The 20,902-nt window shown below is 72.4% G+C and carries 23 protein-coding genes; 12 read left to right on the top strand and 11 right to left on the bottom strand.

Annotation, left to right across the window (positions count from 1 at the left end; all coding sequences use genetic code 11):
* The first annotated feature begins 133 nt into the window (after positions 1-133).
* From BM127_RS05700 to BM127_RS05685, 4 genes are all read left to right on the top strand, one after another.
* Positions 134-1,591 (top strand): APC family permease, encoded by a 1,458-nt coding sequence (locus tag BM127_RS05700; RefSeq protein ID WP_091196833.1) that lies wholly within the window; start codon positions 134-136, stop codon positions 1,589-1,591.
* Between the two features lie 27 nt (positions 1,592-1,618).
* The gene (locus tag BM127_RS05695) at positions 1,619-2,965 is read left to right on the top strand and encodes a metallophosphoesterase family protein (RefSeq protein WP_139227659.1); all 1,347 of its coding nucleotides are present in this window, start codon (positions 1,619-1,621) and stop codon (positions 2,963-2,965) included.
* 75 nt (positions 2,966-3,040) lie between these two features.
* Entirely contained in the window at positions 3,041-4,378 is a 1,338-nt protein-coding gene (locus BM127_RS05690) for a class II 3-deoxy-7-phosphoheptulonate synthase (protein WP_091195786.1), read from the top strand.
* A 244-nt stretch (positions 4,379-4,622) separates the two neighbouring features.
* Positions 4,623-5,618, top strand: coding sequence for a threonine aldolase family protein (locus BM127_RS05685; RefSeq protein ID WP_091195783.1), 996 nt, complete (start codon positions 4,623-4,625; stop codon positions 5,616-5,618).
* A gap of 3 nt (positions 5,619-5,621) precedes the next feature.
* Here BM127_RS05685 and BM127_RS05680 read toward each other — a convergent pair whose 3' ends face one another.
* The 6 genes from BM127_RS05680 to BM127_RS05655 form a co-directional block, all read right to left on the bottom strand.
* Positions 5,622-6,116, bottom strand: coding sequence for a GNAT family N-acetyltransferase (locus BM127_RS05680; protein ID WP_091195780.1), 495 nt, complete (start codon positions 6,114-6,116; stop codon positions 5,622-5,624).
* 20 nt (positions 6,117-6,136) lie between these two features.
* Entirely contained in the window at positions 6,137-7,213 is a 1,077-nt protein-coding gene (locus BM127_RS05675) for a zinc ribbon domain-containing protein (protein ID WP_139227658.1), read from the bottom strand.
* Positions 7,214-7,260: 47 nt separating this feature from the next.
* The gene (locus BM127_RS05670) at positions 7,261-8,160 is read right to left on the bottom strand and encodes a DMT family transporter (protein ID WP_091195775.1); all 900 of its coding nucleotides are present in this window, start codon (positions 8,158-8,160) and stop codon (positions 7,261-7,263) included.
* Positions 8,161-8,177: 17 nt separating this feature from the next.
* Positions 8,178-10,346, bottom strand: coding sequence for a Stk1 family PASTA domain-containing Ser/Thr kinase (gene pknB / locus BM127_RS05665; RefSeq protein ID WP_157829510.1), 2,169 nt, complete (start codon positions 10,344-10,346; stop codon positions 8,178-8,180).
* 182 nt (positions 10,347-10,528) lie between these two features.
* Positions 10,529-11,287 (bottom strand): lytic transglycosylase domain-containing protein, encoded by a 759-nt coding sequence (locus tag BM127_RS05660; RefSeq protein ID WP_091195769.1) that lies wholly within the window; start codon positions 11,285-11,287, stop codon positions 10,529-10,531.
* Positions 11,288-11,464: 177 nt separating this feature from the next.
* On the bottom strand, positions 11,465-12,265 hold the full coding sequence (locus BM127_RS05655) for a glycoside hydrolase family 16 protein (RefSeq protein ID WP_091195767.1): 801 nt from the start codon (positions 12,263-12,265) through the stop codon (positions 11,465-11,467).
* Between the two features lie 103 nt (positions 12,266-12,368).
* On the opposite strand from BM127_RS05655, the gene BM127_RS05650 reads away from it, so the two are divergent.
* From BM127_RS05650 to BM127_RS05640, 3 genes are read left to right on the top strand one after another with little or no spacing between them, the layout of a single operon-like run.
* Positions 12,369-12,752, top strand: a complete 384-nt coding sequence (locus tag BM127_RS05650) for an Rv2175c family DNA-binding protein (RefSeq protein ID WP_231263275.1) — start codon at positions 12,369-12,371, stop codon at positions 12,750-12,752.
* Positions 12,752-13,267, top strand: coding sequence for a guanyl-specific ribonuclease (locus BM127_RS05645; RefSeq protein ID WP_231263274.1), 516 nt, complete (start codon positions 12,752-12,754; stop codon positions 13,265-13,267). The genes BM127_RS05650 and BM127_RS05645 overlap by 1 nt, the downstream gene beginning before the upstream one ends.
* Positions 13,264-13,698, top strand: coding sequence for a barstar family protein (locus tag BM127_RS05640; protein ID WP_091195763.1), 435 nt, complete (start codon positions 13,264-13,266; stop codon positions 13,696-13,698). The genes BM127_RS05645 and BM127_RS05640 overlap by 4 nt, the downstream gene beginning before the upstream one ends.
* Before the next feature lie 24 nt (positions 13,699-13,722).
* On the opposite strand, the gene BM127_RS05635 is transcribed toward BM127_RS05640, so the two are convergent.
* The gene (locus BM127_RS05635) at positions 13,723-14,280 is read right to left on the bottom strand and encodes a hypothetical protein (protein WP_139227657.1); all 558 of its coding nucleotides are present in this window, start codon (positions 14,278-14,280) and stop codon (positions 13,723-13,725) included.
* Between the two features lie 73 nt (positions 14,281-14,353).
* Complete coding sequence (locus BM127_RS05630; protein ID WP_091195759.1) at positions 14,354-15,418, bottom strand: polyprenyl synthetase family protein; 1,065 nt, start codon at positions 15,416-15,418, stop codon at positions 14,354-14,356.
* A 78-nt stretch (positions 15,419-15,496) separates the two neighbouring features.
* Between BM127_RS05630 and metF the strand changes: the two genes are divergently transcribed.
* Both metF and BM127_RS05620 read left to right on the top strand, forming a co-directional pair.
* Positions 15,497-16,387 (top strand): methylenetetrahydrofolate reductase [NAD(P)H], encoded by an 891-nt coding sequence (gene metF / locus BM127_RS05625; protein ID WP_091195757.1) that lies wholly within the window; start codon positions 15,497-15,499, stop codon positions 16,385-16,387.
* 35 nt (positions 16,388-16,422) lie between these two features.
* A complete protein-coding gene (locus tag BM127_RS05620) occupies positions 16,423-17,034 on the top strand; it encodes an SIMPL domain-containing protein (RefSeq protein WP_091195755.1) in 612 nt (203 codons plus the stop codon).
* A 12-nt stretch (positions 17,035-17,046) separates the two neighbouring features.
* Here the strand turns inward: BM127_RS05620 and BM127_RS05615 are convergent, their stop codons facing one another.
* From BM127_RS05615 to BM127_RS05605, 3 genes are read right to left on the bottom strand one after another with little or no spacing between them, the layout of a single operon-like run.
* A complete protein-coding gene (locus tag BM127_RS05615) occupies positions 17,047-18,348 on the bottom strand; it encodes a phytoene desaturase family protein (protein ID WP_091195752.1) in 1,302 nt (433 codons plus the stop codon).
* 9 nt (positions 18,349-18,357) lie between these two features.
* Positions 18,358-18,948, bottom strand: a complete 591-nt coding sequence (locus BM127_RS05610; protein WP_091195749.1) for a DUF4126 domain-containing protein — start codon at positions 18,946-18,948, stop codon at positions 18,358-18,360.
* Between the two features lie 3 nt (positions 18,949-18,951).
* On the bottom strand, positions 18,952-19,446 hold the full coding sequence (locus BM127_RS05605) for a YbaK/EbsC family protein (RefSeq protein WP_091195746.1): 495 nt from the start codon (positions 19,444-19,446) through the stop codon (positions 18,952-18,954).
* Between the two features lie 68 nt (positions 19,447-19,514).
* On the opposite strand from BM127_RS05605, the gene BM127_RS05600 reads away from it, so the two are divergent.
* From BM127_RS05600 to BM127_RS05590, 3 genes are all read left to right on the top strand, one after another.
* The gene (locus tag BM127_RS05600) at positions 19,515-19,958 is read left to right on the top strand and encodes a hypothetical protein (RefSeq protein WP_139227656.1); all 444 of its coding nucleotides are present in this window, start codon (positions 19,515-19,517) and stop codon (positions 19,956-19,958) included.
* Positions 19,959-20,135: 177 nt separating this feature from the next.
* Positions 20,136-20,453 (top strand): DUF6504 family protein, encoded by a 318-nt coding sequence (locus tag BM127_RS05595; RefSeq protein ID WP_091196828.1) that lies wholly within the window; start codon positions 20,136-20,138, stop codon positions 20,451-20,453.
* Positions 20,454-20,499: 46 nt separating this feature from the next.
* Positions 20,500-20,901 (top strand): SAV_6107 family HEPN domain-containing protein, encoded by a 402-nt coding sequence (locus BM127_RS05590; RefSeq protein ID WP_091195742.1) that lies wholly within the window; start codon positions 20,500-20,502, stop codon positions 20,899-20,901.
* Position 20,902 lies beyond the last annotated feature (1 nt).

The raw sequence follows: 20,902 nt of genomic DNA, 5'->3' as shown, positions 1-20,902 counted from the left end.
GAAGGTGCCGTCTCGGCGCGCCGCTGCGCACGCGACACGACGTACGCCGATCGCCGCGGTGGTTGCCTCGCCCCCGGCCCTCAGGACATTGTGGCTGCACCGTGCGGGCGCACGGACGGACGAGGGGATCTCGATGAGCGCGACAGAAGCGACCAAGGACGTCAACGGGGAGCAGCCCGACCTCAACCGGGTCATCGGCCCCAAGCTGCTCCTGCTGTTCATCGTGGGAGACATCCTCGGCACGGGCGTCTACGCCCTCACGGGTTCGGTCGCCGGCGAGGTGGGTGGCGCCGCCTGGGCCCCGTTCCTCGTGGCCTTCGTGGTGGCGACGATCACCGCCTTCTCCTACCTCGAGCTCGTCACCCGCTACCCCCAGGCCGCCGGTGCGGCGCTCTACACGCACAAGGCCTTCGGGGTGCACTTCGTGACGTTCCTCGTCGCGTTCACCGTCATGTGCTCGGGCATCACCTCCGCCTCCACGGCGTCGAACGCCTTCGCCGGCTTCCTCAACGACGGCTTCGACCTCGGCTTCGAGGTCGGTGGGGCGGGCATCCTCATCACGGCGCTCGCCTTCATGGCGCTGGTCGCAGCGGTCAACTTCCGCGGGGTGGGGGAGAGCGTCAAGGCCAACGTCGTGCTGACCCTCGTCGAGCTCTCCGGCCTGCTGATGATCATCTTCATCGGCCTCTTCGCCGTCACGCAGGGCAACGCCGACTTCTCCCGCGTGGTGGTCTTCGACAGCCCCAGCGACAAGAGCACCTTCTTCGCCATCACCGCGGCCACGTCGCTGGCCTTCTTCGCGATGGTCGGCTTCGAGGACTCGGTCAACATGGCCGAGGAGTGCACGGACCCCGTCCGCGACTTCCCCAAGATGATGCTCACCGGCCTCGGCGTCACCGGCGTCATCTACCTCCTGGTCTCGATCACGGCCGTCGCCCTCGTGCCGGTCGGCGACCTGACCGACCCGGCCAAGGGACAGGCGCTGACCCAGGTCGTCGCCGCCGGAGCGCCGGACTTCCCCTTCGACACGATCTTCCCGTTCATCGGCATGTTCGCCGTCGCCAACTCCGCCCTGATCAACATGCTGATGGCGAGCCGACTGCTCTACGGCATGGCCAACCAGGACGTCCTGCCGCGCGTGCTCGGCAAGGTGCACAAGTCGCGTCGTACCCCGTGGGTGTCGATCCTCTTCACCACCGCCATCTCCTTCGCCCTGATCACCTACGTCGTCCGGGCCAGCGCGTCGGCGGACGGGGCCTCGTCGGTGGCGCTCCTCGGCGGCACGACCGCCCTGCTCCTGCTCTGCGTCTTCACCGTGGTCAACATCGCGCTGATCGTCATCCGCCGGCGCCCGACCGACGAGAAGCACCCGCACTTCACCGCGCCGACCGTGCTCCCCTACGTCGGGGCGATCACCTGTGCGTTCCTCGCGGGCCCGTGGGCACGCAGCGAGGAGCAGCAGGAGCAGTACGTCATCGCCGGCTTCCTGCTCGCTGCCGGGCTCGTGCTCTGGTTGCTCACCTGGCTGACCAACCGCGGCATCCGGGCCAAGAAGACCGGCTTCCGCGACATCGACCACCTCTCCGAGTAGCGAGGGTCGGCCGACTACGGTGGGGGCGTGACACGACGACCTCTCGGGCCGCTCCTCGCTGTGCTGATCGCCTCCGTGCTGGGTTGTACGTCGGTCACTCCGCCCTCTCCGTCCGCGAGCGCCACGCCCGGGGGTGACCTGCCCGCTCCGACGCTCTCGTCGACACCGTCAGCCACGCCGAGCGAGCGCAGCCCACGCGACCGGACGTCCGTGCCCGCGGCGCCCGACCTGCCCCGTGCCTACCGCTTCATCTCCAGCCCCGACTTCCTGAACCAGGACGTCGCCGACCTGACCGTCGGTGGGCGCGAGGAGATCGTCGACCGCGCGACCGGCCAGGTCGCCAACTCGACCAACGCGGAGTACGACGCCGCGCTGGACCACGTGCTGAGCGAGATGGCCTCCCACGGCACCGACGACGTGCTCGTGGCCGGCGACCTCGTCGAGGGCCGGTGGGGGCGCGACGACTCCCGCACCGGGGTGTTCGGGCCCGTGAGGACCGAGGTGCAGCGGTTGCGCGCCTGGCGTCGGGCGGCCGAGGTCTACTACCCGGCCTGGCGCGAGCGGTTCGCCGACCACGGCCTCACGACGTACACCGCGCTCGGCGACCACGAGCTCGGCGACGACCCGTGGCGCAGGAGCGGGGACGCGTGGATCGACTTCAAGCGCCGCCACGTGCCGCAGTTCAAGAAGATCTACGCCGACCAGATGCTGCGCGGCACCGACGGCACGCGGCGCTTCACCGATCGTCCCCGCGGACAGGCGCGCCACACCGCCTATGCCGTACGCCTCGATCCCCGGGTCCTGCTGGTCACCATCGACGTCTTCGAGCGCCGCGGGGGAGACGTGCACATGTCGGTCGACGCGGCCCAGCTGCGGTGGCTCCGGCAGGTGCTCCGGCAGGCGCGGCGCGACGAGGTGCCGTGGGTGATGGTGCAGGGGCACGTCCCGATGACCGGCGCCGTCCGCACCCGCAACTCCAGCCACCTGGTCTACGAGCGCGGGGCGCGCTCCGAGCTCTGGAAGGTGATGGCCGAGGGAGGCGTCGACGTCTACCTCAGCGGCGAGGTGCACGACCAGACGGTCCACCAGCGCGACGGGATCCTGGAGGTGTCGCACGGCTCGCTGCTCTACCGCGGCGAGGCGTCGTACGTCGTCGGGCAGGCGACCGCCGACCAGCTCGTCCTCGAGAACCACCAGTTCAGCGGGACGATCGGCTTCGAGGACCGGCTCTGGACCACCTCGCGCCAGGGTGCGCCGGGTCACATCAGCTATCCCGACCCGTCGATCGTCACCGGCACCCTCGTGGCCAGCCGGACCCGGTCCGGCGGGCTGCGGGTGGACGAGGCCGACGGCGTGCTCACGCCGCGGTCCTGACCGATCCGGGTCGCGGCCCGTTCAGCGGGCGGTCAGGGTTCGGGCCGGGCGGGGCGCGCGCCGTACCCTTGGAGGGTGAGTCAGATCCCCACCCTCGAGCAGCTGCACGCGCTCGGGCCCCTGCAGCAGCCGACCTACCCCGACCAGGGTGCGGTCGACGCAGCCGTGTCCCGACTCAAGACGTCGCCGCCGCTGGTGTTCGCGGGGGAGTGCGACGACCTCACGGCCAAGATCGCGGCCGTCACGCGCGGTGAGGCGTTCCTGCTCCAGGGTGGTGACTGCGCCGAGACCTTCGACGGCGTCACCGCCGACAACGTCCGCAACAAGCTGCGCGTGCTGCTGCAGATGGCGGTCGTCCTGACCTACGCCGCCTCGGTGCCCGTGGTGAAGCTCGGTCGGATCGCAGGGCAGTACGCCAAGCCGCGCAGCTCCGACATGGAGACCCGCGGCGGGGTGACCCTCCCGGCTTACCGCGGCGACGCCGTCAACGGCTACGACTTCACGCCCGAGTCGCGCATCCCCGACCCGCAGCGCCTCGTCGACGTCTACAACTCCTCCGCGGCCACCCTCAACCTGGTCCGCGCGTTCGTCACGGGCGGCTACGCCGACCTGCGCCAGGTGCACACCTGGAACACCGACTTCGTGCAGAGCTCACCCTTCGGCGAGCGCTACGAGGCCGTGGCCGACGAGATCGAGCGCGCCCTCACCTTCATGAAGGCGATCGGCGCCGACCCCGACGAGTTCCACCGTGTCGACTTCCACTCCAGCCACGAGGCCCTGCTGCTGGAGTACGAGCAGTCGCTGACCCGCATCGACTCGCGCACCGACGAGCCCTACAACGTCTCGGCCCACTTCGTGTGGATCGGTGAGCGGACCCGTCAGCTCGACGGCGCCCACGTGGAGCTGCTCTCGCGGATCAAGAACCCGATCGGCATCAAGCTCGGCCCGACGACCACCCCGGACGACGCGCTGGCCTACGCCGCGCGCCTCAACCCGGACAACACCCCGGGTCGGCTCACGTTCATCACCCGCTTCGGCGCCGACAAGATCCGCGACGGCCTGCCGCCGCTGGTCGAGAAGGTCACCGCAGAGGGCCTCCAGGTCGCCTGGGTCTGCGACCCCATGCACGGCAACACCTTCGAGGCGTCCTCGGGCTACAAGACCCGCCGCTTCGACGACGTGATCGAGGAGGTGCAGGGCTTCTTCGACGTCCACCGCAGCCTCGGCACCTGGCCCGGCGGCGTCCACGTCGAGCTGACCGGCGACGACGTGACGGAGTGCATCGGCGGCGGCGAGGAGATCAACGAGGCCGGCCTGGCCAACCGCTACGAGTCGGTCTGCGACCCCCGCCTCAACCGGGTCCAGTCCCTGGAGCTGTCGTTCCTCGTCGCGGAGATGCTGCGCAAGGCCTGAGGTCCGCCCTTCTCGCCAACTGACCGGTTGGCCGGCCAACTCGTGAGTTGGCGAATGGGGGACCTTCCACGCCTCCTCGACCCACCCGACCCGCCAACTCGTGGGTTGGCGAATGGGGGGTCGTTCAGGCGCGCCCGGCCCTACCCGTCTCGCCAACTGACCGGTTGGCCGGCCAACTCGTGAGTTGGCGACTTGGGGGCGGGGCGCGGCGACGGTGACGCGCGGCCCGGGTAGGTTCGCCCCCGTGATCGACCTCCGCTCCGACACCCTGACCCGGCCGACCGACGCGATGCGCGAGGCGATGGCCCGCGCCGAGGTCGGCGACGACGTCTACGGCGAGGACCCGACCGTCACCGCGCTCCAGGAGCGGGTGGCGGACCTGTTCGGCCACGAGGCCGCGCTGTTCACGCCCACGGGCTCGATGGCCAACGTGCTCGCCGTCGCGTCCCTCGTCGCGCCCGGCGAGGAGGTTCTCTGCGAGTCGTCGGCCCACATCGCGCGCGCCGAGCTCGGTGCCCACGGGGCGATCAGCGGGATCACGATGCGTACGTGGACGGGCGAGCGCGGCCAGGTCGACCTGCCGGCCATCGAGCACCTCCACGCCCCGGACATGGGGCCGTTCTTCGTCCGGACCGCGGCGGTGTCGGTCGAGAACACCCACAACTTCGCCGGCGGGGCGGTGCTGCCCCTGGACGACCTGCGCGACCTGCGCGCCTGGGCCGACACGACGGGCACGCGGATCCACCTCGACGGCGCCCGGCTGTGGAACGCCCACGTCGCCACGGGCACGCCGCTGGCCGACTACGGCCGCATCGCCGACGTGCTGGCGGTCTGTCTCTCCAAGGGGCTCGGCGCGCCGATCGGCTCCCTGATGGTCGGCTCCGCGGATGCGATCGACCTCGCGCGGGTGCGCCGCAAGCGGATGGGCGGCGGGATGCGGCAGGTGGGCGTCCTGGCCGCAGCCGGGGCGTACGCCCTCGACCACCACGTCGAGCGGCTGGCCGACGACCACGCCCACGCGCGGCTCCTCGGCGAGGCGCTGGGCCTCGACCCGGCCGGCGTGGACACCAACATCGTGGTCGTCGACCGCCCGGACGCCGCAGCCTTCGTCGCCGCGGCCGCCGACCAGGGTGTCCGGATCGCCGCGGTGGGTCCCCGAGCCGTACGCCTGGTCACCCACCTCGACGTCACCCGCGCCGACGCCGACCGCGCGGCGGCCGTGCTGGCACGGCTGGGCTGACCTTCACTCCTCGGCGCGCCACTCCCAGCGGCAGATGACCTCGCCCTCGTGGAGGGCCGCGCGCTCGCCGGTGTCGGTGAAGCCCCGCGCCGCATAGAGGCGCCGGGCCCGGCGGTTGGTCTCGCGCGTCCAGACCGACAGCCGGGTCCAGCCGGGGCCGTGGTCGCCGCGCTGGAGGGAGCGCAGCAGCGCGCCGGCGACCCCGCAGCCCCAGAGCGCCGGGTCGACGAAGACCATCGAGAGGTGGCCGCACGAGTCGTCCGGCCCGTCGTCGCCCACGAACGGCTCGGCCACCAGCATCCCCGCCGGCCGCTCGCCGTAGTGAGCGAGCAGAGCAACATCCCCGCCCGCCGTGCGCGTGGCCATCTTCTCCGCCACCCGCTGCGCGCGGGCGGGCTGCGGCCGCGGACCCGAGGCCGACCGTGCGGCGGCCCACACCTCGACCGCGAGCCGACGGGTCTCCTCGTCGGCGATGGGGGTGATGAGCGTGCGCGGCATCGTCGTCTGCTGGGTCTGGCTCAGCCGGCCCTGCGCCCGATGACCGAGACCTCGCTGATCGCGGTGTAGTCGCGTCCGAGGTTGCCGCTGCCCGGCGGTGTCACCGCGGTGAGCTGGATGCCGATGGTGCTGGTGAGCACGGGCGGCACCTTGATCATCTGCAGCCCGGGCCGCTCGGCGAAGGTCTGCTCGAGCGAGCTGCCGTCCTCGAACACCCAGGTGACGCCCACGATCCGACGGTTGTTGGGATACCAGTCCACGCCGGCGACCAGCTTGCTGTAGCCGTTGACCAGGCCCACGCGCTGGACGACGCCGGGCTCGGCCAGGGTGAGGGTGACGGTCTGCCCGGTGGCGTCGCCGGCCGTGCGCCACGCGGTGCTCAGGTTGCCGTCGTTCATCTGGCTCGCCTCGTAGGCCACGAGGTTGCCGTCGAAGTCGGTGGTGGGCGGCGCTGTGTCGGGCACGTCGAAGGTGCCGCCGGGCGCCATCTCGAAGCGCTTGCCGACTCCCGTCGGACCCTCCGCAGGCTCCGACCCCGTCTCCTCGTCGGAGTCGGCGACGGGGCTCTCCGATCCCTGGTCGGGCGCAGGTGCGGGTGCGGAGGTCTCGCTCACGGCCGGGTCGGTGGCGGTCTCCTCGCCGTCGGTGCCGAAGGCGCGCAGCAGCACGACGACCAGCCCGACCAGGAGCACGGCGCCGAGCACCCACGCGATCCATGCCCGTCCGGGGAGCGGGGAGTCGCGCTCGAGGTCGTCGACCTCCTCGTAGGGGAGCAGGTCCTCGCGGGGGTCCCACTGGGACTGGGGACGGGGCGGTGGGACGGGGCGGGTCGGCGCCGCCGGCGCCTCGCGCACCGGATCGACGGGAGTCACCGGAGGGACCGGGGTGGGGTCGGCGGCCTGCACGGGGAGGCCCTGCGGCTCAGGGCCCTGCGGCTCAGGCGTGGTCGGAGCGGCCGCTGGGCGGCCCGAGGGGTCCGCGGTGGGCGGAGCCGTCACCTCTGCGGCGGCGGGGACGGGCTCGCCGATGCGGTGCCCGCAGTTGAGGCAGAACCTGCCCACCCCGAGCTCAGCGCCGCACCGTACGCACCTGTCCACGCGCCCACGATAAGGGGACGCACCCACACCGTCGCACCGTCTCGCGATCAGACGGCGATGTGCGGGACCTCGCCCTCGACCACGCGGCGCGGCGCGAGCTCGACCGTCAGCATCGCGACGAGCACCATCGCGCCACCCAGCAGCAGGCGCGTCGTCACGTCCTCACCGCCCAGCCAGACCGCGAAGAACGACGCGAACACCGGCTCCATGCTCATGATGATCGCGCTGCGGGTGGGCGGCAGGTGCGCCTGCGCCCACGTCTGTCCGAGCAGGCCGAGCGCACCGACGACGACGGCCATGTAGAGCACCGACAACCAGTCGCCCGTGCGGTCGGGGAGCACGATCCCGTCGTGCGCGGTCGCGAGGGTGCAGATCACGGCGATGACCATGACCTGGAGGATCGTCATGCCGACCGCGTCCTGTGCCGTCGACCAGGCGCCGAGGCCGACGATGTGCAGGGCGTAGAGCACCGCCGAGGCCAGGGTGATGAGCTCGCCGTAGCCGATGCTGAGCCCGTTGAGCGCGAGCACCGCCAGCCCGACGGTGGCCAGCAGGACGGCGACCCAGGTGATCGGCGGGATCCGCGTGTGCAGGATGGCGGCCGCCAGCAGCGGCGTGAACACGACGTACAGACCCGTCACGAAGCCGCTGATGCTCGCCGGCGTGTGGGCCAGGCCGGCGGTCTGCAGGATCTGGGCCACGCCGTAGAGCGCCCCGAGGACCACGGCGTGCTTGCGCACCACGGGGGACAGCCGACCCAGCGCCCTGGGTGCGACGATCAGCAGCGCGAGCGAGGCGATGGTGAATCTCAGCGCCAGGAAGTCGAGCGTCGGCACCCGGTCGAGCAGGTCCTTGATCAGGAAGAACGTCGAGCCCCAGCAGGCCGCGAGACCGAGGAGCGCGAGGCTCGCCAACAGGGTCGTACGCCGGGTGTGCTCGGGACTCACGCAGAGAGGCTAGGACCTCAGATCAGGAACAGCGTGATCGTCGATCCCTTGGGTACTTCCTCGCCCTGGCCGGGGTCGGAGCTGAAGACGAAGCCGAGGCCGAGGTAGCCGTCCGCCTCCTCGGTCTCGACGGTGAAGCCGAGTCCCTCGAGCAGCTCGGTCGCGGCGTCCACGCCCATCGCCCGCACCCGCGGCACCTCGACGAGCTCGGGTCCCAGGGAGACCACGAACGAGACGGTGTCGCCGCGGAAGAGGGTGCCGGTGGTCGGGTCCTGGGAGATGACGTCACCCTCGGCGACGGTGTCGCTGTACTCCTCGCCGGCGACGCTCACCTCGAGCCGGCGGCCCTCCAGCGCGGACTGGGCATCGTCGAAGGACTTGCCGGTCCAGTCCTTGATCGTGAGGGGCTTGCGGCCGCGGCTGAGCACCAGGTCGACACTGGCGCCGGGCTTGAGGGTGGTGCCGGCCTTGGGGGAGGTGCGGATCACCTGGCCCTCGGGGACGGTCTCGCTCCAGCGTCCGGTGCTCGCTCCGAAGGCGAGGTTGGTGGCAGCCAGCGCGTCCTGGGCCTGGTCCTCGGTCTGGCCCTCCAGGGCAGGTACGTCGTAGCGCTCGAGGCCGAGGGAGAGCGTGAGGGTGACGGTGCCGCCGTCCAGCACCTTGCCGCCGGGACCGGGATCGGTCGCGATGACCAGTCCGGCCTCGACGTTCTCGGAGTAGGCCGGCTCACCCGCCTCGGCCTCGAGCCCCGCGTCCTCCAGCTCGGAGGCCGCGGCCGCCTCGTCCATCCCCAGCACGCCCGGGGTGGTCGTGTAGCGCTCCCAGCCGAACCACCACGCCCCGAGGGCGATGCCGCCCACCAGGAGCAGCGCGAGCAGCAGCGCGACCGGACCCCTGAGGGAGCGACGTCGCGCCGTGGTGGCCACAGGAGCGACCTTGGTGGGTGCGCGACCTGAGGCGGGACGACCGGGCGCGAGGCCTGTCGAGGTGGCGGGAGACGTGCCGACCGGCATCGCGGCGGTGGCCGGTGCCGCGGTCCTCGGGACCACTGCCGTGGCGACCGTCGGTGGCGCGGGGTGGCGCTCGAGTGCCGTCGTCCGGTCCGGGCTGCCGTCGTCGACCAGCCCCGAGTCGCGCGGGTCGACCTCGGTGAGCAGTGCCAACGCGCTCGCGTCGAACGGCTCGGGCGTGGTGTCGGAGGGCTGCGCCGTGTCGTCGTCGTACGCCGGTGCGCGGCGCGGGAGCAGGTCGGCGGCGAGCTCCGGGTCGGAGTCGAGTCCCTCGCGCAGCGCCTGCTCGACACGGTGCAGGTGGTGCAGCAGGACGGTGGCGTCGGCGGGGCGCTGGCCGCGGTCCCGCGAGGTGGCCCGCGCGACGAGGGCGTCGACGTAGTCCGGGATGTCGGGCCGGACCGCCGAGGGCATCGGTACGTCGTGGTGCACGTGGCGGTAGGCGACCTGGATGGGCGACTCGCCCTCGTGGGGCTTGCTGCCGGTGAGGAGCTCGTAGAGCACGACGCCAGCCGCGTAGACGTCGGCGCGCGCGTCGGCGCGACCGTCGATGACCAGCTCGGGCGCGAGGTAGGACACGGTGCCGATCAGCACCCCGCCGGTCGCGGTGTGCTGGGTGTCGGCACTGACCGCCTTGGCCAGCCCGAAGTCGGCGACCTTGATCCGGCCGCCGTGGGCCTCGTCGGCGATCAGCACGTTCTCGGGCTTCACGTCCCGGTGGATCAGGCCGGCGCGGTGCGCGGCCGCGAGGGCCGAGACGACCGGCTCGAGCAGGGCCAGCGCCCGGCTCGGCGGCATCGGCGCCTCCTTGCGGATCACGTCGCGCAGCGTGTGCCCCGGGACGTACTCCATGACGAGGAAGACGGTGTCCTGGCCGTCCGAGGTGTCGTCACCCTGGTCGTAGACGCCGACGACGTGCGGGTGGTTGAGCCGGGCAGCGGCACGGGCCTCGCGGACGAACCGCTCCGCGAACTCGTTGTCGTCGCCGAGGCCGGGGTGCATCACCTTGACCGCGACGGTGCGGTCGAGCCGGGTGTCGGTGGCCTCGTAGACACTGGCCATGCCACCGCGCGCCACCCGGGCGCCGATGCGGTAGCGCCGGTCCAGCAGACGCCCGATCATGGGGTCGCCAGCAGCGCCGGGCGCTGCTGCGCGGGCGTGCTCGGGTGACTCCACTGCTCGACCTCCAGCCGGATCGGAGTGGTGACGGGGAAGGATCCGGCGCCACCACTCTACGGAAGTCCCACCCGCGCCCACGCTCATGTGCGGGCTCCGGCGTGGCGTCACGCGCCCCACGACGCGTCGGAGCGGGCCACCGTCGGGGTCAGCGTCGGGGTCAGGACGGGTCGGGGTCGGGGTCAGGACGGCGAGCGGCCGTCTTCGAGGCGGCGCTTGATCGCCTCGACGTTGTCGACGTAGGTCCGGGTCTCCTCGTAGAGCCCGTGGCGCTGCACCGCTCCGAGGCCCTGGTAGTAGGCGCCGATCTTGTGCGGACGACGGTGCGTCTGCTGCGACAGCACCCGCAGCAGCAGCACGCCGGCCTGCGCGTTGTCACCGAGCTTGCGCAGGTCGAGCGAGCGACCGGCGTACTGCTCCATCCAGCGCGCTGTCGACGGCAGCACCTGCATCGCGCCGATCGCATCCGCGCTCGAGACCACGCCCATCTGCCACCCCGATTCCTGCCAGGAGATGGCGAGGGCGAGCTGCGGGTCGACGTCGTGGCGCCGCGCCGCGCCGGCGATCACGCGCCGCACCTTCTCGCGGTCGCGGTCGGGGTGCTGCCACATCGACGGGCCGCTGCGACCGCCCTCGTCGCCGTCGTTCGCGCCGCCCTTCCTCACGACCGGGATCACGATCCGCTGGCCGACGCGCAGGGTGCCTCCGGCGCCGAGGTGGTTGTGCGCGATCAGCTCGGCCGTCCACGCGTGGAAGCGCACGGCCAGGCTCGAGGCGGTGTCGCCCGGCTCGACGACGTACGACACCCCCGTGCGGCCGGCCGGCAGTCGCTCGTGGTCGGCGTGGGCCGGCGTCACGGCAAGCACGACGGCCAGGGCACAGACCACGGACGCGAGTGCGCGGACGCAGGTGCGGGCTCGGGAGTGCGTTGCTCGGGGCACGGGGGTTGCTCCTCGTCCTCGTCCGCTGCGCCCGGGGCACGAGGCCGCGGGAGGGAAGCGCGCGAACGAGCAGTCGACGTTAGCGACCGGGGTGGGACGACGCGAGGCGACGGCCGGGTCGGGCGTGTCGCGCGACCCGGCCGGCGCCTCGTGGCTCGGCGCGGTGGTGGGCTGCGGTCAGCAGGCCCCGTTGAACGTGCTCAGCTCGAACTGAGGAGCCTTGATGGAGCGCTCGTTGCGCGCCTTCATCGACCAGTAGCGCATCCAGTCCATCTGCATCCGGGCCGGGTGCATCAGCTTCCCGTCCTGGGCGCGCAGCTCGAACTTCAGCTGGCGGGGGACCGGGTCGAGAGCGGCCTCGCGACGCTCGGTGTGGACGACGTGGGCGTCGACGAACCACGAGATGTGGTCCTCGGCGACCTCGACGGCGTAGGTGTGCCACCGGTCGTTGCGGAGGTGGCGGCCCTTGAAGCCGCGGTAGGAGCTGTTGGGCAAGGTGTGGACGTAGGACTTCACCGTGTTGCTGCCGAGCGTGAAGTTCTCGAGTCCGATGTCGCGGCCACCGCAGTGCTGGTCGCGCGTCCCGGCGGGGACGAGCTCGGTGACGACCTTGAAGGGCTTGCCGCCCTTGACCTTGCCCAGGGTGCGCGCCCGCATCCGGATCTCCCAGCGGCCGTAGGTGTGGCCCTTCAGGTCGAGGGTGGCCGAGACGCTGCCGCGCTGGGTGGTCATCAGCGTGAGCATCCCGTTCTGGGTGCGGACGATCCCGCGACCCTTCTTCTTCCAGAAGGCCGGCTTGGGGCCGATGAACTCCTGTCGGAACACGCCGTGCTGGTACCAGCCGAACGTGTTGCCGGCGTGGATCGGGCCAGGCGCGCCCTTGACGTGGTCGGCCGTCGCGGGGGACACGGCGGGCGAGAGCGTGAGTGCCAGCAGGCCCACCAGGGCAGCGGCGAGTGCAGATCGCAGGGGGTGCATCCCGGACACGCTACGGATCACGTGCCGCGGCGACAACTCAGTCGGCGCCCGCCCCGGCTCGTACGACTCACGCTGTCGGCGGCTGCTCACCTAGGCTGCGGGCATGAGTGAGCGCATGAGTGACGTACCCCTGGCTGATCGTGACCTGGCCGCCCTCGTCCCGGAGTGGCTCGACTGGAAGCAGGTCTCCGTGCTGCTCGGGGTGACGCCCGGCAAGGTCCGCACGATGATCAAGGAGCACGAGCTGGCCGCCGCCGTCTCTGCGCCCGGCACCGGCCCCCGCGTGCCTGCCGACTTCATCCAGGACGGCCTGGTCGTCAAGGGCCTGCCCGGCCTGCTGACCCTGCTGCACGACCACCGCTTCGACGACCGCGAGATCATCGCGTGGCTCTTCACCGACGACAACCTGCCCGGTCGGCCCATCGACGCCCTGCGCGAGAACCGCGGCAGCGAGGTCAAGCGGCGCGCGCAGGTGCTGGAGTACTGATGGCCGCGACCGCGGGGCGCCAGCGCTACCGGCTGCTGGTGCTGCTGGCCTCCGCGGTGATCCTGCTGGTCTGGATGTTCGTCCCGGCCGACCAGGACGGTGCCGACACCAGCGGCGGTGCGACGGCGACGTCGTCCGACCCGTCGTCGTCCCCGCCGCCGTACACCCCCTCCGGCGACCAGCCGACCACCTTCCCGTCGACACCTCCGGCGGCCGCGGACCCCGACAGCGGGCTGCCGGTCGTCCGGCTCACGGACCTGCCGCCCGAGGCCGCTCTAACGCTCGAGCTGATCGACGACGGCGGGCCGTTCCCCGAGGACCGGGACGGAGTCACCTTCCGCAACGACGAGGAGCTCCTGCCCGACCAGCCGGTGGGCTACTACCGGGAGTACACCGTGCCCACGCCCGGCTCCGACGACCGCGGCGCGCGCCGCATCGTGGCCGGCGATGACGGGGAGCTCTACTACACGGGCGACCACTACAGCTCCTTCGCCCGGATCGAGCGGACCTCGTGAGTGGACTGGCAGCCGTGCTGGCCGGTCACGAGGTGCCCGGCATCCATCTGTGGCACGCGGCGTTCGACGTCACCGACGTACGCCACACCGTCGAGCACGCCGGCTGGGGCTTCGCCCACGTCGACGGCTGGACCGGCGCAGGCACCAAGTCCGCCTTCCTCGCAGCCGTGGGGGAGGCGCTGGACTTCCCCGACTACTACGGCCAGAACTTCGACGCGCTCGCCGACTGCCTCCACGACATCGGTCGCGGCGTCGACGGGGTCGTCCTGCTGTGGGACGGCTGGAGCACGTTGGCCCGGACCGACGAGAAGGCCTTCGGCATCGCGCTCAGCGTGCTCGGCTCGCGGGTGCACGCCGAGAGGGGCGTGCCGTTCTCGGTGCTGCTGAGGGGCGACGGGCCGGACGTGCCGGGGATCACCAGTCTCGACTGACCGCCGACCCACCGGTCTGCCCGGTCACCCGACCGCGCTGCCGAAGGAGTCCGCCGTCAGGTCGTCGATCAACCACGCGCCATCCTGGTTCTCGAGCGTCGCGGTGCCGGCCCAGTGGGACTTCGCCGGGACTCCCGCGTCGCGCTGCAGGCGGTCGCCGATCATCGGGTAGCTCACGCCGGTGCTGTGGAAGTCGAAGTCGATCCGGATCGTGTCTCCGGTCCATCGCGGGCTCGAGAGATCGACCGAGACGGTCGAGTCCGTGATGCCGGACGGACGATCCTGCATGCCGGCTTCGTACGCCGCGCTCGGGTGCACGTCGCGAGCGGTGAGGTGGACGGACTGCTCGTCGATCCGGACGCTGAGGGGGTCCTCGGCCCGCCCCTTCACGGCGAAGAACGCCCGGAGGGTGGCCTCGGCCTCCTGCACGGCGTCCGGGTCGGCCACCGGCTCGGACGTGGTCACGGGGCTCGGCGCAGCGTCCTCCGGTGCGGACCGCGGCCCGCAGGCGACCGTGAGGCACGCCACGAGCACCACCAGGCCGAGCGTTGCTCGGCCGTGCCCACGTGTCCCCTCCTCCACGTGCCGATCGTAGGGAGCCGACGCCCGGCGCGTGGGCGAAATGGCAGAGCCCACGGGCGTCGCCTGAGGCAGGTCAGACCGTCCGCTGCGTCGCTGCTGCGGCCAGCTCGGTGAGCACGACGACCGCGCGCCCGTCGACGTCGGCCGACCGCAGTGCCTCGACGGCGCGGTCGGCCAGCTGGCCGATGACGGCCTCCACCTGGGCGCGCGCCCCGGACTCGTCGATGATCTGGCGGACCTCGTCGACGTCGGCGGGGCTGAGCGGCGTACCGAGGGCGTCGTCGAGGCGCTGGGCCGCGGCGCGGGGAGCGCCGTCGAGCGCGAGAGCGACGAGGACCGTCCGCTTGCCCTCGACCAGGTCGTCGCCGGCCGGCTTGCCGGTCAGCTCGGGGTCGCCGAAGACGCCGAGCAGGTCGTCGCGGAGCTGGAACGCCTCACCGAGCGGCAGGCCGAAGCGGGTCAGCTGCTCGATCTGGGCCGCCGACGCGCCTGCCAGTGCGGCACCGATGTGGAGCGGCCGCTCGATGGAGTACTTGGCCGACTTGTAGCGCAGCACGGTCATCGCGGTGTCGACGTCGGCCCGGCCGCGGGCCTGCACGGACACGTCGAGGAACTGCCCCGCGATGACCTCGTTGCGACACAGCTCGAAGAGGTCGAGCCCGGCGAGGATGCCCTCCGCGCCCAGGCCGCAGTGCCGCAGCAGGTCACCCGACCAGCCGAGCAGGAGGTCGCCGAGCAGGATCGCGGCGGCGGCGCCGTACTGCACGGGGTCGCCCCGCCAGCCGGCCGCGCGGTGCTCGGCCTCGAAGGCGCGATGCGTCGCGGGCCGGCCGCGGCGGGTGTCGGAGGCGTCCATGAAGTCGTCGTGGACCAGCGCGCTGGCGTGCAGCACCTCGAGCGAGGCGCAGGCGCGGGCGAGCGCGGCGGGATCGGCGACCTCGGGGCGGATCGCGCGGTAGCCCCAGTGGCAGAAGGCCGCGCGGAACCGCTTGCCGCCGGTCACCGCCGTACGGGCCTCACCGATCAGTCGGGTGGCGTCGGGACCGAGCGGGGCCAGCTCCGCCGCGCGCTCGTCGAGGAACGCATCCAGCACCTGCTGGACCTGGTCGCGGAAGGCAGCGGGGTCCCAGGTCGTCACGTCGGCGAGCCTAGCCACGGACGACTGATCCGTGGACTCCGGGCCGGACGCATCGTGCACCTCCGTAGGCTGTTGCGCATGACGCACGGACGCGACCTGAGCATGGGCGAGCTCCTCGCACGAGGTGAGCGCTCCTTCTCCTTCGAGTTCTTCCCGCCGAAGGACGAGGCCGGCGAGGAGCAGCTCTGGCAGGCCATCACCGAGCTGGAGCCCTACGGCCCGACCTTCGTCTCGGTGACCTACGGAGCCGGCGGCACGACCCGCGACCGCACCGTCGCGATCACCGAGCGGATCGCCCGCGACACCACGATGCTGCCGGTGGCCCACCTGACCTGCGTCGGGCACACCACCGACGAGCTCACCGCGATCCTCGACGAGCTCGACGCCGCCGGGGTGCACAACGTGATGGCGCTGCGCGGCGACCCGCCGGACGGCCCCGGCTCGCCCTGGACGCCGACTGAGGGGGGTCTCACCTACGCCAACGAGCTGGTGGCGCTGATCCGGGAGCGCACCGACATGCGCATCGGCGTGGCGGCCTTCCCCGAGGGCCACGTCGACGCCGCGGACCTCGAGACCGACGCGCGCGTGCTGAAGGCGAAGTACGATGCCGGCGCCGAGTTCGCTGTGACCGACATGGTGCTGCGCGCGTCCGACTACGTCGCGCTGGTCGAGCGGGCGACCGCCGCCGGGGCGGACTTCCCGATCATCCCGGGCATCATGCCGATCCTGAACCTCCGCTCGATGCAGCGGATGGTCGAGTTCTCGCGCCGCGAGCTGCCCGAGGAGATCACCGCCCGCCTCACGCCGTACGCCGACGACGCCGTGCGGCTGCGCGCCGAGGGCATCGCGATCGCGACCGAGCTGTGCGAGGCGTTGCTGGACGCCGGGGCGCCGGGACTGCACTTCTACACGCTCAACCGGTCCAGGGCGACGCGCGAGATCTTCGCCAACCTGCGCATCACGGTCTGACGGCTCCTCCTCGGCGGCGCACTACGGTGGGGCGCATGCACACCGTCACCGTGACCGGCACCGGCACCAGCTCGGTCGCACCGGACACCGCAGTCGTCCGCCTCGCTGCAGTGGCGCGTGGCGCGGGTGTCGCCGAGGCCTATGAGGCGGTGAGCGCCAGTGCCGCTGACCTCGTCGAGGTCGCCGCGCGGCACACCGAGGAGCGGCGCATCGGCTCGACCGGGATCACCGTCTGGCCGTGGCACGACCACACCGGTACCCGGCAGGGCTACGAGGCCCGCCACGCCTACGCCATCGGCTGCGCCGACCTGTCCGCGGCAGGCACGATGCTCGCCGAGCTGGCGCGCGAGGTGGGCGACGGACTGGCGATCGACAGCGTCGGACTCGAGGTCACCGAGGACCACGGAGCCGGCGGCGTCGCCCGTGAGGCCGCCTTCCAGGACGCGAAGGAGCGCGCTGCCGCGCTGGCGCGGATGGCGGGTGCTGGTCTGGGAGCCGTGCAGACGATCGTCGAGGACGGCGCCGGCCAGGGCGGTCCGGGGCCGATGCCCAAGATGGCGATGATGCGTGACTCCGGCGGCGGGATCGAGCCCGGAGAGGCGACGGTCACCACGTCGGTCACCGTCGTGTGGGAGCTCGTGTTCTGATCCGCTCCGCGGTCAGGCCCGGCCGACGACCTCGGCGACCAGCGCCGCGCTGAGCCCGGCGAAGGGCAGTCCGGACCCGGTCGTCGCGTGGGCACCCGCGGCCAGCACGCCGTCGATCGGCGTCCGCGGACCCAGTCGCGTCCGGGCCGTGCGCGGGCCCTGCCACAGCATCCCGTGCGGCGAGCCACCCCACCGCTCCACGAGGTCGCGCGGTGACCGGTCGATCCGCGCGACGACCTGCCTGCGGACGTCGAGGCCGTGGCGCGCAAGAGCGGTGAGCACGTCCTCGGCCAGCCGGCCGCGCCCCAGCACCGTCCAGGCGCTGGCGCCGTCGGGGGCGCGGCCACCCGTGCGCACCACGAGCAGCGGATCGCCGTGCAGGACCACCTCGTGGGGGAGGTCGGGCACGTCGCCCTCGAGCCCGATGTGGCACACGACCGGCGGGATCGCCGGCATCGTGCGCCGGACGTACGACGCCAGTGCGGGCAGCCGGCGCGGGTCGATCGCGACCACCACCCGGTCGGCGTCCACCTCATCGTCGGGAGTCCGTACTGCGGTGACCCGGCCGTCGCGCACCACGAGGTCGAGCGCCTCCGTCGCCGTGCGGACGGTGACGCCACGCAGCGCCAGCCTGTCGGCCATCGCGGTGCCGAGCGCCGCGAGGCCGCCGGGGACGGTCCACGCCCCGAACCGCTGCTCGAGGTAGACGTCGACACCCGCGAAGACGGGCACGTCGCGCAGCTCGTGGCCGTCCATGACGAGCCGGTGCCCGGCCACCAGTCGCAGCCGCTCGTCGCGGAACGTCCGCCGGAGCCGCTTCTCCAGCGACTCGCGCCGCCCGATCAGGTCGGTCAGCTCGCGCGGCGCGACGTCCTTGTCGAAGGGCCGCTCGAACCACTCCTTGCGCAACAGCTCCCACACGTCGCCGTACGACGCCACGTGGTCGACCCACTGCCGGCCGAGGCCCGGCCCGAGGTCGTCGACGGCCGCGAGCTGGGCAGCCCGTGAGCCCCCGGGCAGCCGGAGGGCCGAGCCGTCCTCGAAGCGGTGCTCGCGCACCAGGTCGAGCGGCTGGAGGTCGACCTCGCGCTCCAGGGGGCGGCCGGACTTGCGGAAGAGGTCGCGGATGACCGCCGGCAGGAGGGTGTTCGTGGGGCCGGCGTCCCACGCGAAGCCGTCGAGCTCCTCGGTGCCCAGGGCGCCACCGAGGGTCGCCGAGCGCTCGAGCAGCGTGACGTCGTGGCCGAGCTTGGCGAGGCGCGCCGCCGCGGCCATGCCGCCGAAACCGCCACCGACCACCACGACACGAGCCACGGGGGAACCCTAGGGGACCTGGTGGACCGGGTCCTTCTTCTTCCACCGCCGCCACCCGCGGCGGGCCAGGCGGCTGACGAAGAACAGCATGACCAGGCCGAGGAGCAGCAGCACGCCGGCGATCGCTGCGGCCGCCTGCGGGTTCTCGATGGCGAACCACACCACGCCCAGCACCGCGACGTCCTCGGTCACGCTGGCCACCACGTTGGTGACGGGCTCGGGGGAGGAGTTGATCGCCAGCCGGCCGCCGGCCTTGACCAGGTGGCTCAGGAAGGCGGTGCCGCCGCCCACCACGGCGAGGACGGCCTGCTCGAGGGTGGTCGCGTCGCCGGCGAGGAGGATGCCGATCACTGCGCCCGCCGTCGGACGGACGGCGGTCGAGATCGCGTCCCAGGTCGAGTCGATGTAGGGGATCTTGTCGGCGACGAACTCCATCGAGAACATGAACGCCGCGACCGTCAGCACGTCCCAGCGCCCCAGCACGTCAGGGATCTCGGCGACCGAGCCCACCCGGTCGGAGATGCCGAGGACGAGGACCACGAGGTAGGCGTTGATGCCGCTCGCCCAGCCGGTGGAGAAGGTCAGTGCCAGTGCGTCCACGACTCACGCACCGTCGTCCGCGGGGCTCTCGACGTCGACCTCGACGGCGCCCGTCATGCCCACCAGCTCGTCGTACGTCGTGGAGAAGACCGCCGCCGGGTGGCCGGCGGCCGCCCACACGACCGGGTGCTGCCGCAACCACGGGTCGATCCAGGTGCGGACCGGCGCCGGGTGGTCGATCGGGGAGACGCCGCCGATCACCTGCCCGGTGTGGCGTCGTACGAACGCGGGGTCGGCCCGGGCGAGCCGGCCGACGCCGATGCGCGCGGCCACGGCAGACGTGTCGACACGATGGGCGCCGGAGGTGAGGATCAGGACCGGCTCGCCGGCGGCGTCGAAGAGCAGGCTGTTGGCGATCGCTCCGACCTCGCACCCCAGCGCGGCCGCGGCAAGTGCGGCAGTGTGGGCGCTGTCGGGCAGGATGACCACGTCACCCGTCCCGCCGCGCCGGGTGAGCTCGCCTCGGAACGAGGTGATGGATGCGTGCTCGGTCGACATGATGCGAGCCTAGCGACGAAACCGATGAGCTTCAGGAGTGATGGATGGCGCGCGACGTGCCTGGGTCCGTGACCAACAGTGTGCGAGTGCTCGGCCTGATCGTGGCCACCTCGGGGGTGATCACCCTGCTCATCTGGCTGCTGCGCGACGACGTCCTGCTGGCGTGGGCGAAGGGCAACGACGGCGCCCAGGCGACGTTGAGCGAGGGCGGCATCGAGGCGCTCCGGGAGAGTCCGAGTGCGCCCGGCTTCGTGGCCCTCGCCGTGGTGGCGTTCGTCGGGTTCGCGCTGCTGGCGATGGTCCTGGCCTCGTTCTTCGTGGGCGGCCACCCCTGGACCCGCTTCGTGCTCACCGGCACGGCCGGGGTCGGTGTGCTGGTGGGGGCGATCTGCCTCGACAACCACCTCCCGGTCATCTTCGTGGTGCTCTCGGGCGTGATCATCGTCGAGGGACTGGTCCTGCTGTTCTTCCTCTGGCAGCGCTCGACCACGACCTACCTCCGCGACGTCTGAGCCCACTTCCTCCACGACTTCGCACCCGTCCGCGGCTGGCCCTTGACGGGCTGTCGGTGGGGAGGGGTACCGTTCGGGGTGTTCGAACAGATGTTCGATGCGACCCGGGTGGCGGTGACCTCGACCCCCACCTCCGCCCGGGTCGGCCCCGGGGTCGACGGAGTGCGAGGAGGCGCGATGAGGCAGTACGACGACCCCGTCGAGGTGCGACGAGGCGAGGCGGAGGACCCCGACCAGTTCCTGTGGCGTGGCCGGCTCTGGAAGGTGCGCGGCGTGGTCGCGCACTGGGTGGAGACCGGTCCGTGGTGGCAGGCCGGCGGCGGGAGCGTCCGGGCGTCCGACCCGGTCGCCGAGCGTGAGCTGTGGCGGGTGGAGGCCGGCCGAGGCACGCCGGCGCTGCGGCGCAGCGACGACGAGCAGGAGACCTACGGCGTCTTCGACCTGTCCTTCGACTGGACCGACGGGCGCTGGCAGCTCGTCGGGTGCCTGGACTGAGGTGGCCACGATGTCTGCGACAGCCCCTCACCCAGCCCCCCAGTCCATGAGTCCCCACCTCCTGCCGTCCACGGCCCACTCCTACCTAGAGCGCTCCGTGACGTCGCTGCACGACGCGATCACCGCGCGCGACGTCCCCACCCGCTACGCCTGCGCCCATGTCGCGGCCCTGTGCGCGGCGGCGGCGCTGCTCGCCGCCCGGGCCAGGCCCGCGCCGCGGGGTCGACGGCAGAAGAACGCGTGGGTGCTGCTGGCCGAGGTCGCCCCGGAGCTCACGGAGTGGGCGAGCTTCTTCGCCGCCGGCGCCCCCAAGCGGGCCGCCGCGGAGGCCGGGTCCACCCGGGCGGTCAGCGAGCGCGAGGCCGATGACCTGGTCCGCGACGCCGATCGGTTCCTCGCCGTGATCGAGCAGGCGCTCGGGCTGGTGCCCCACGCCCGCGTGGCCTGAG

The sequence above is a fragment of the Nocardioides alpinus genome, assembly GCF_900112035.1.
Taxonomy (GTDB): Bacteria; Actinomycetota; Actinomycetes; order Propionibacteriales; family Nocardioidaceae; genus Nocardioides; species Nocardioides alpinus.
Note: the sequence above shows the minus strand (reverse complement) of the source record. Positions and strands in the feature narration are given on the sequence as shown.

What these genes read in the sequence shown, in the direction of transcription:
- BM127_RS05700 (WP_091196833.1), top strand. Translation starts at nt 134, where the DNA reads ATGAGCGCGACAGAAGCGACCAAGGACGTCAACGGGGAGCAGCCCGAC.
- BM127_RS05680 (WP_091195780.1), bottom strand. Translation starts at nt 6,116, where the DNA reads ATGCCGCGCACGCTCATCACCCCCATCGCCGACGAGGAGACCCGTCGG.
- BM127_RS05655 (WP_091195767.1), bottom strand. Translation starts at nt 12,265, where the DNA reads ATGCACCCCCTGCGATCTGCACTCGCCGCTGCCCTGGTGGGCCTGCTG.
- BM127_RS05650 (WP_231263275.1), top strand. Translation starts at nt 12,369, where the DNA reads ATGAGTGAGCGCATGAGTGACGTACCCCTGGCTGATCGTGACCTGGCC.
- BM127_RS05645 (WP_231263274.1), top strand. Translation starts at nt 12,752, where the DNA reads ATGGCCGCGACCGCGGGGCGCCAGCGCTACCGGCTGCTGGTGCTGCTG.
- metF (WP_091195757.1), top strand. Translation starts at nt 15,497, where the DNA reads ATGACGCACGGACGCGACCTGAGCATGGGCGAGCTCCTCGCACGAGGT.
- BM127_RS05620 (WP_091195755.1), top strand. Translation starts at nt 16,423, where the DNA reads ATGCACACCGTCACCGTGACCGGCACCGGCACCAGCTCGGTCGCACCG.
- BM127_RS05605 (WP_091195746.1), bottom strand. Translation starts at nt 19,446, where the DNA reads ATGTCGACCGAGCACGCATCCATCACCTCGTTCCGAGGCGAGCTCACC.
- BM127_RS05595 (WP_091196828.1), top strand. Translation starts at nt 20,136, where the DNA reads ATGAGGCAGTACGACGACCCCGTCGAGGTGCGACGAGGCGAGGCGGAG.
- BM127_RS05590 (WP_091195742.1), top strand. Translation starts at nt 20,500, where the DNA reads ATGAGTCCCCACCTCCTGCCGTCCACGGCCCACTCCTACCTAGAGCGC.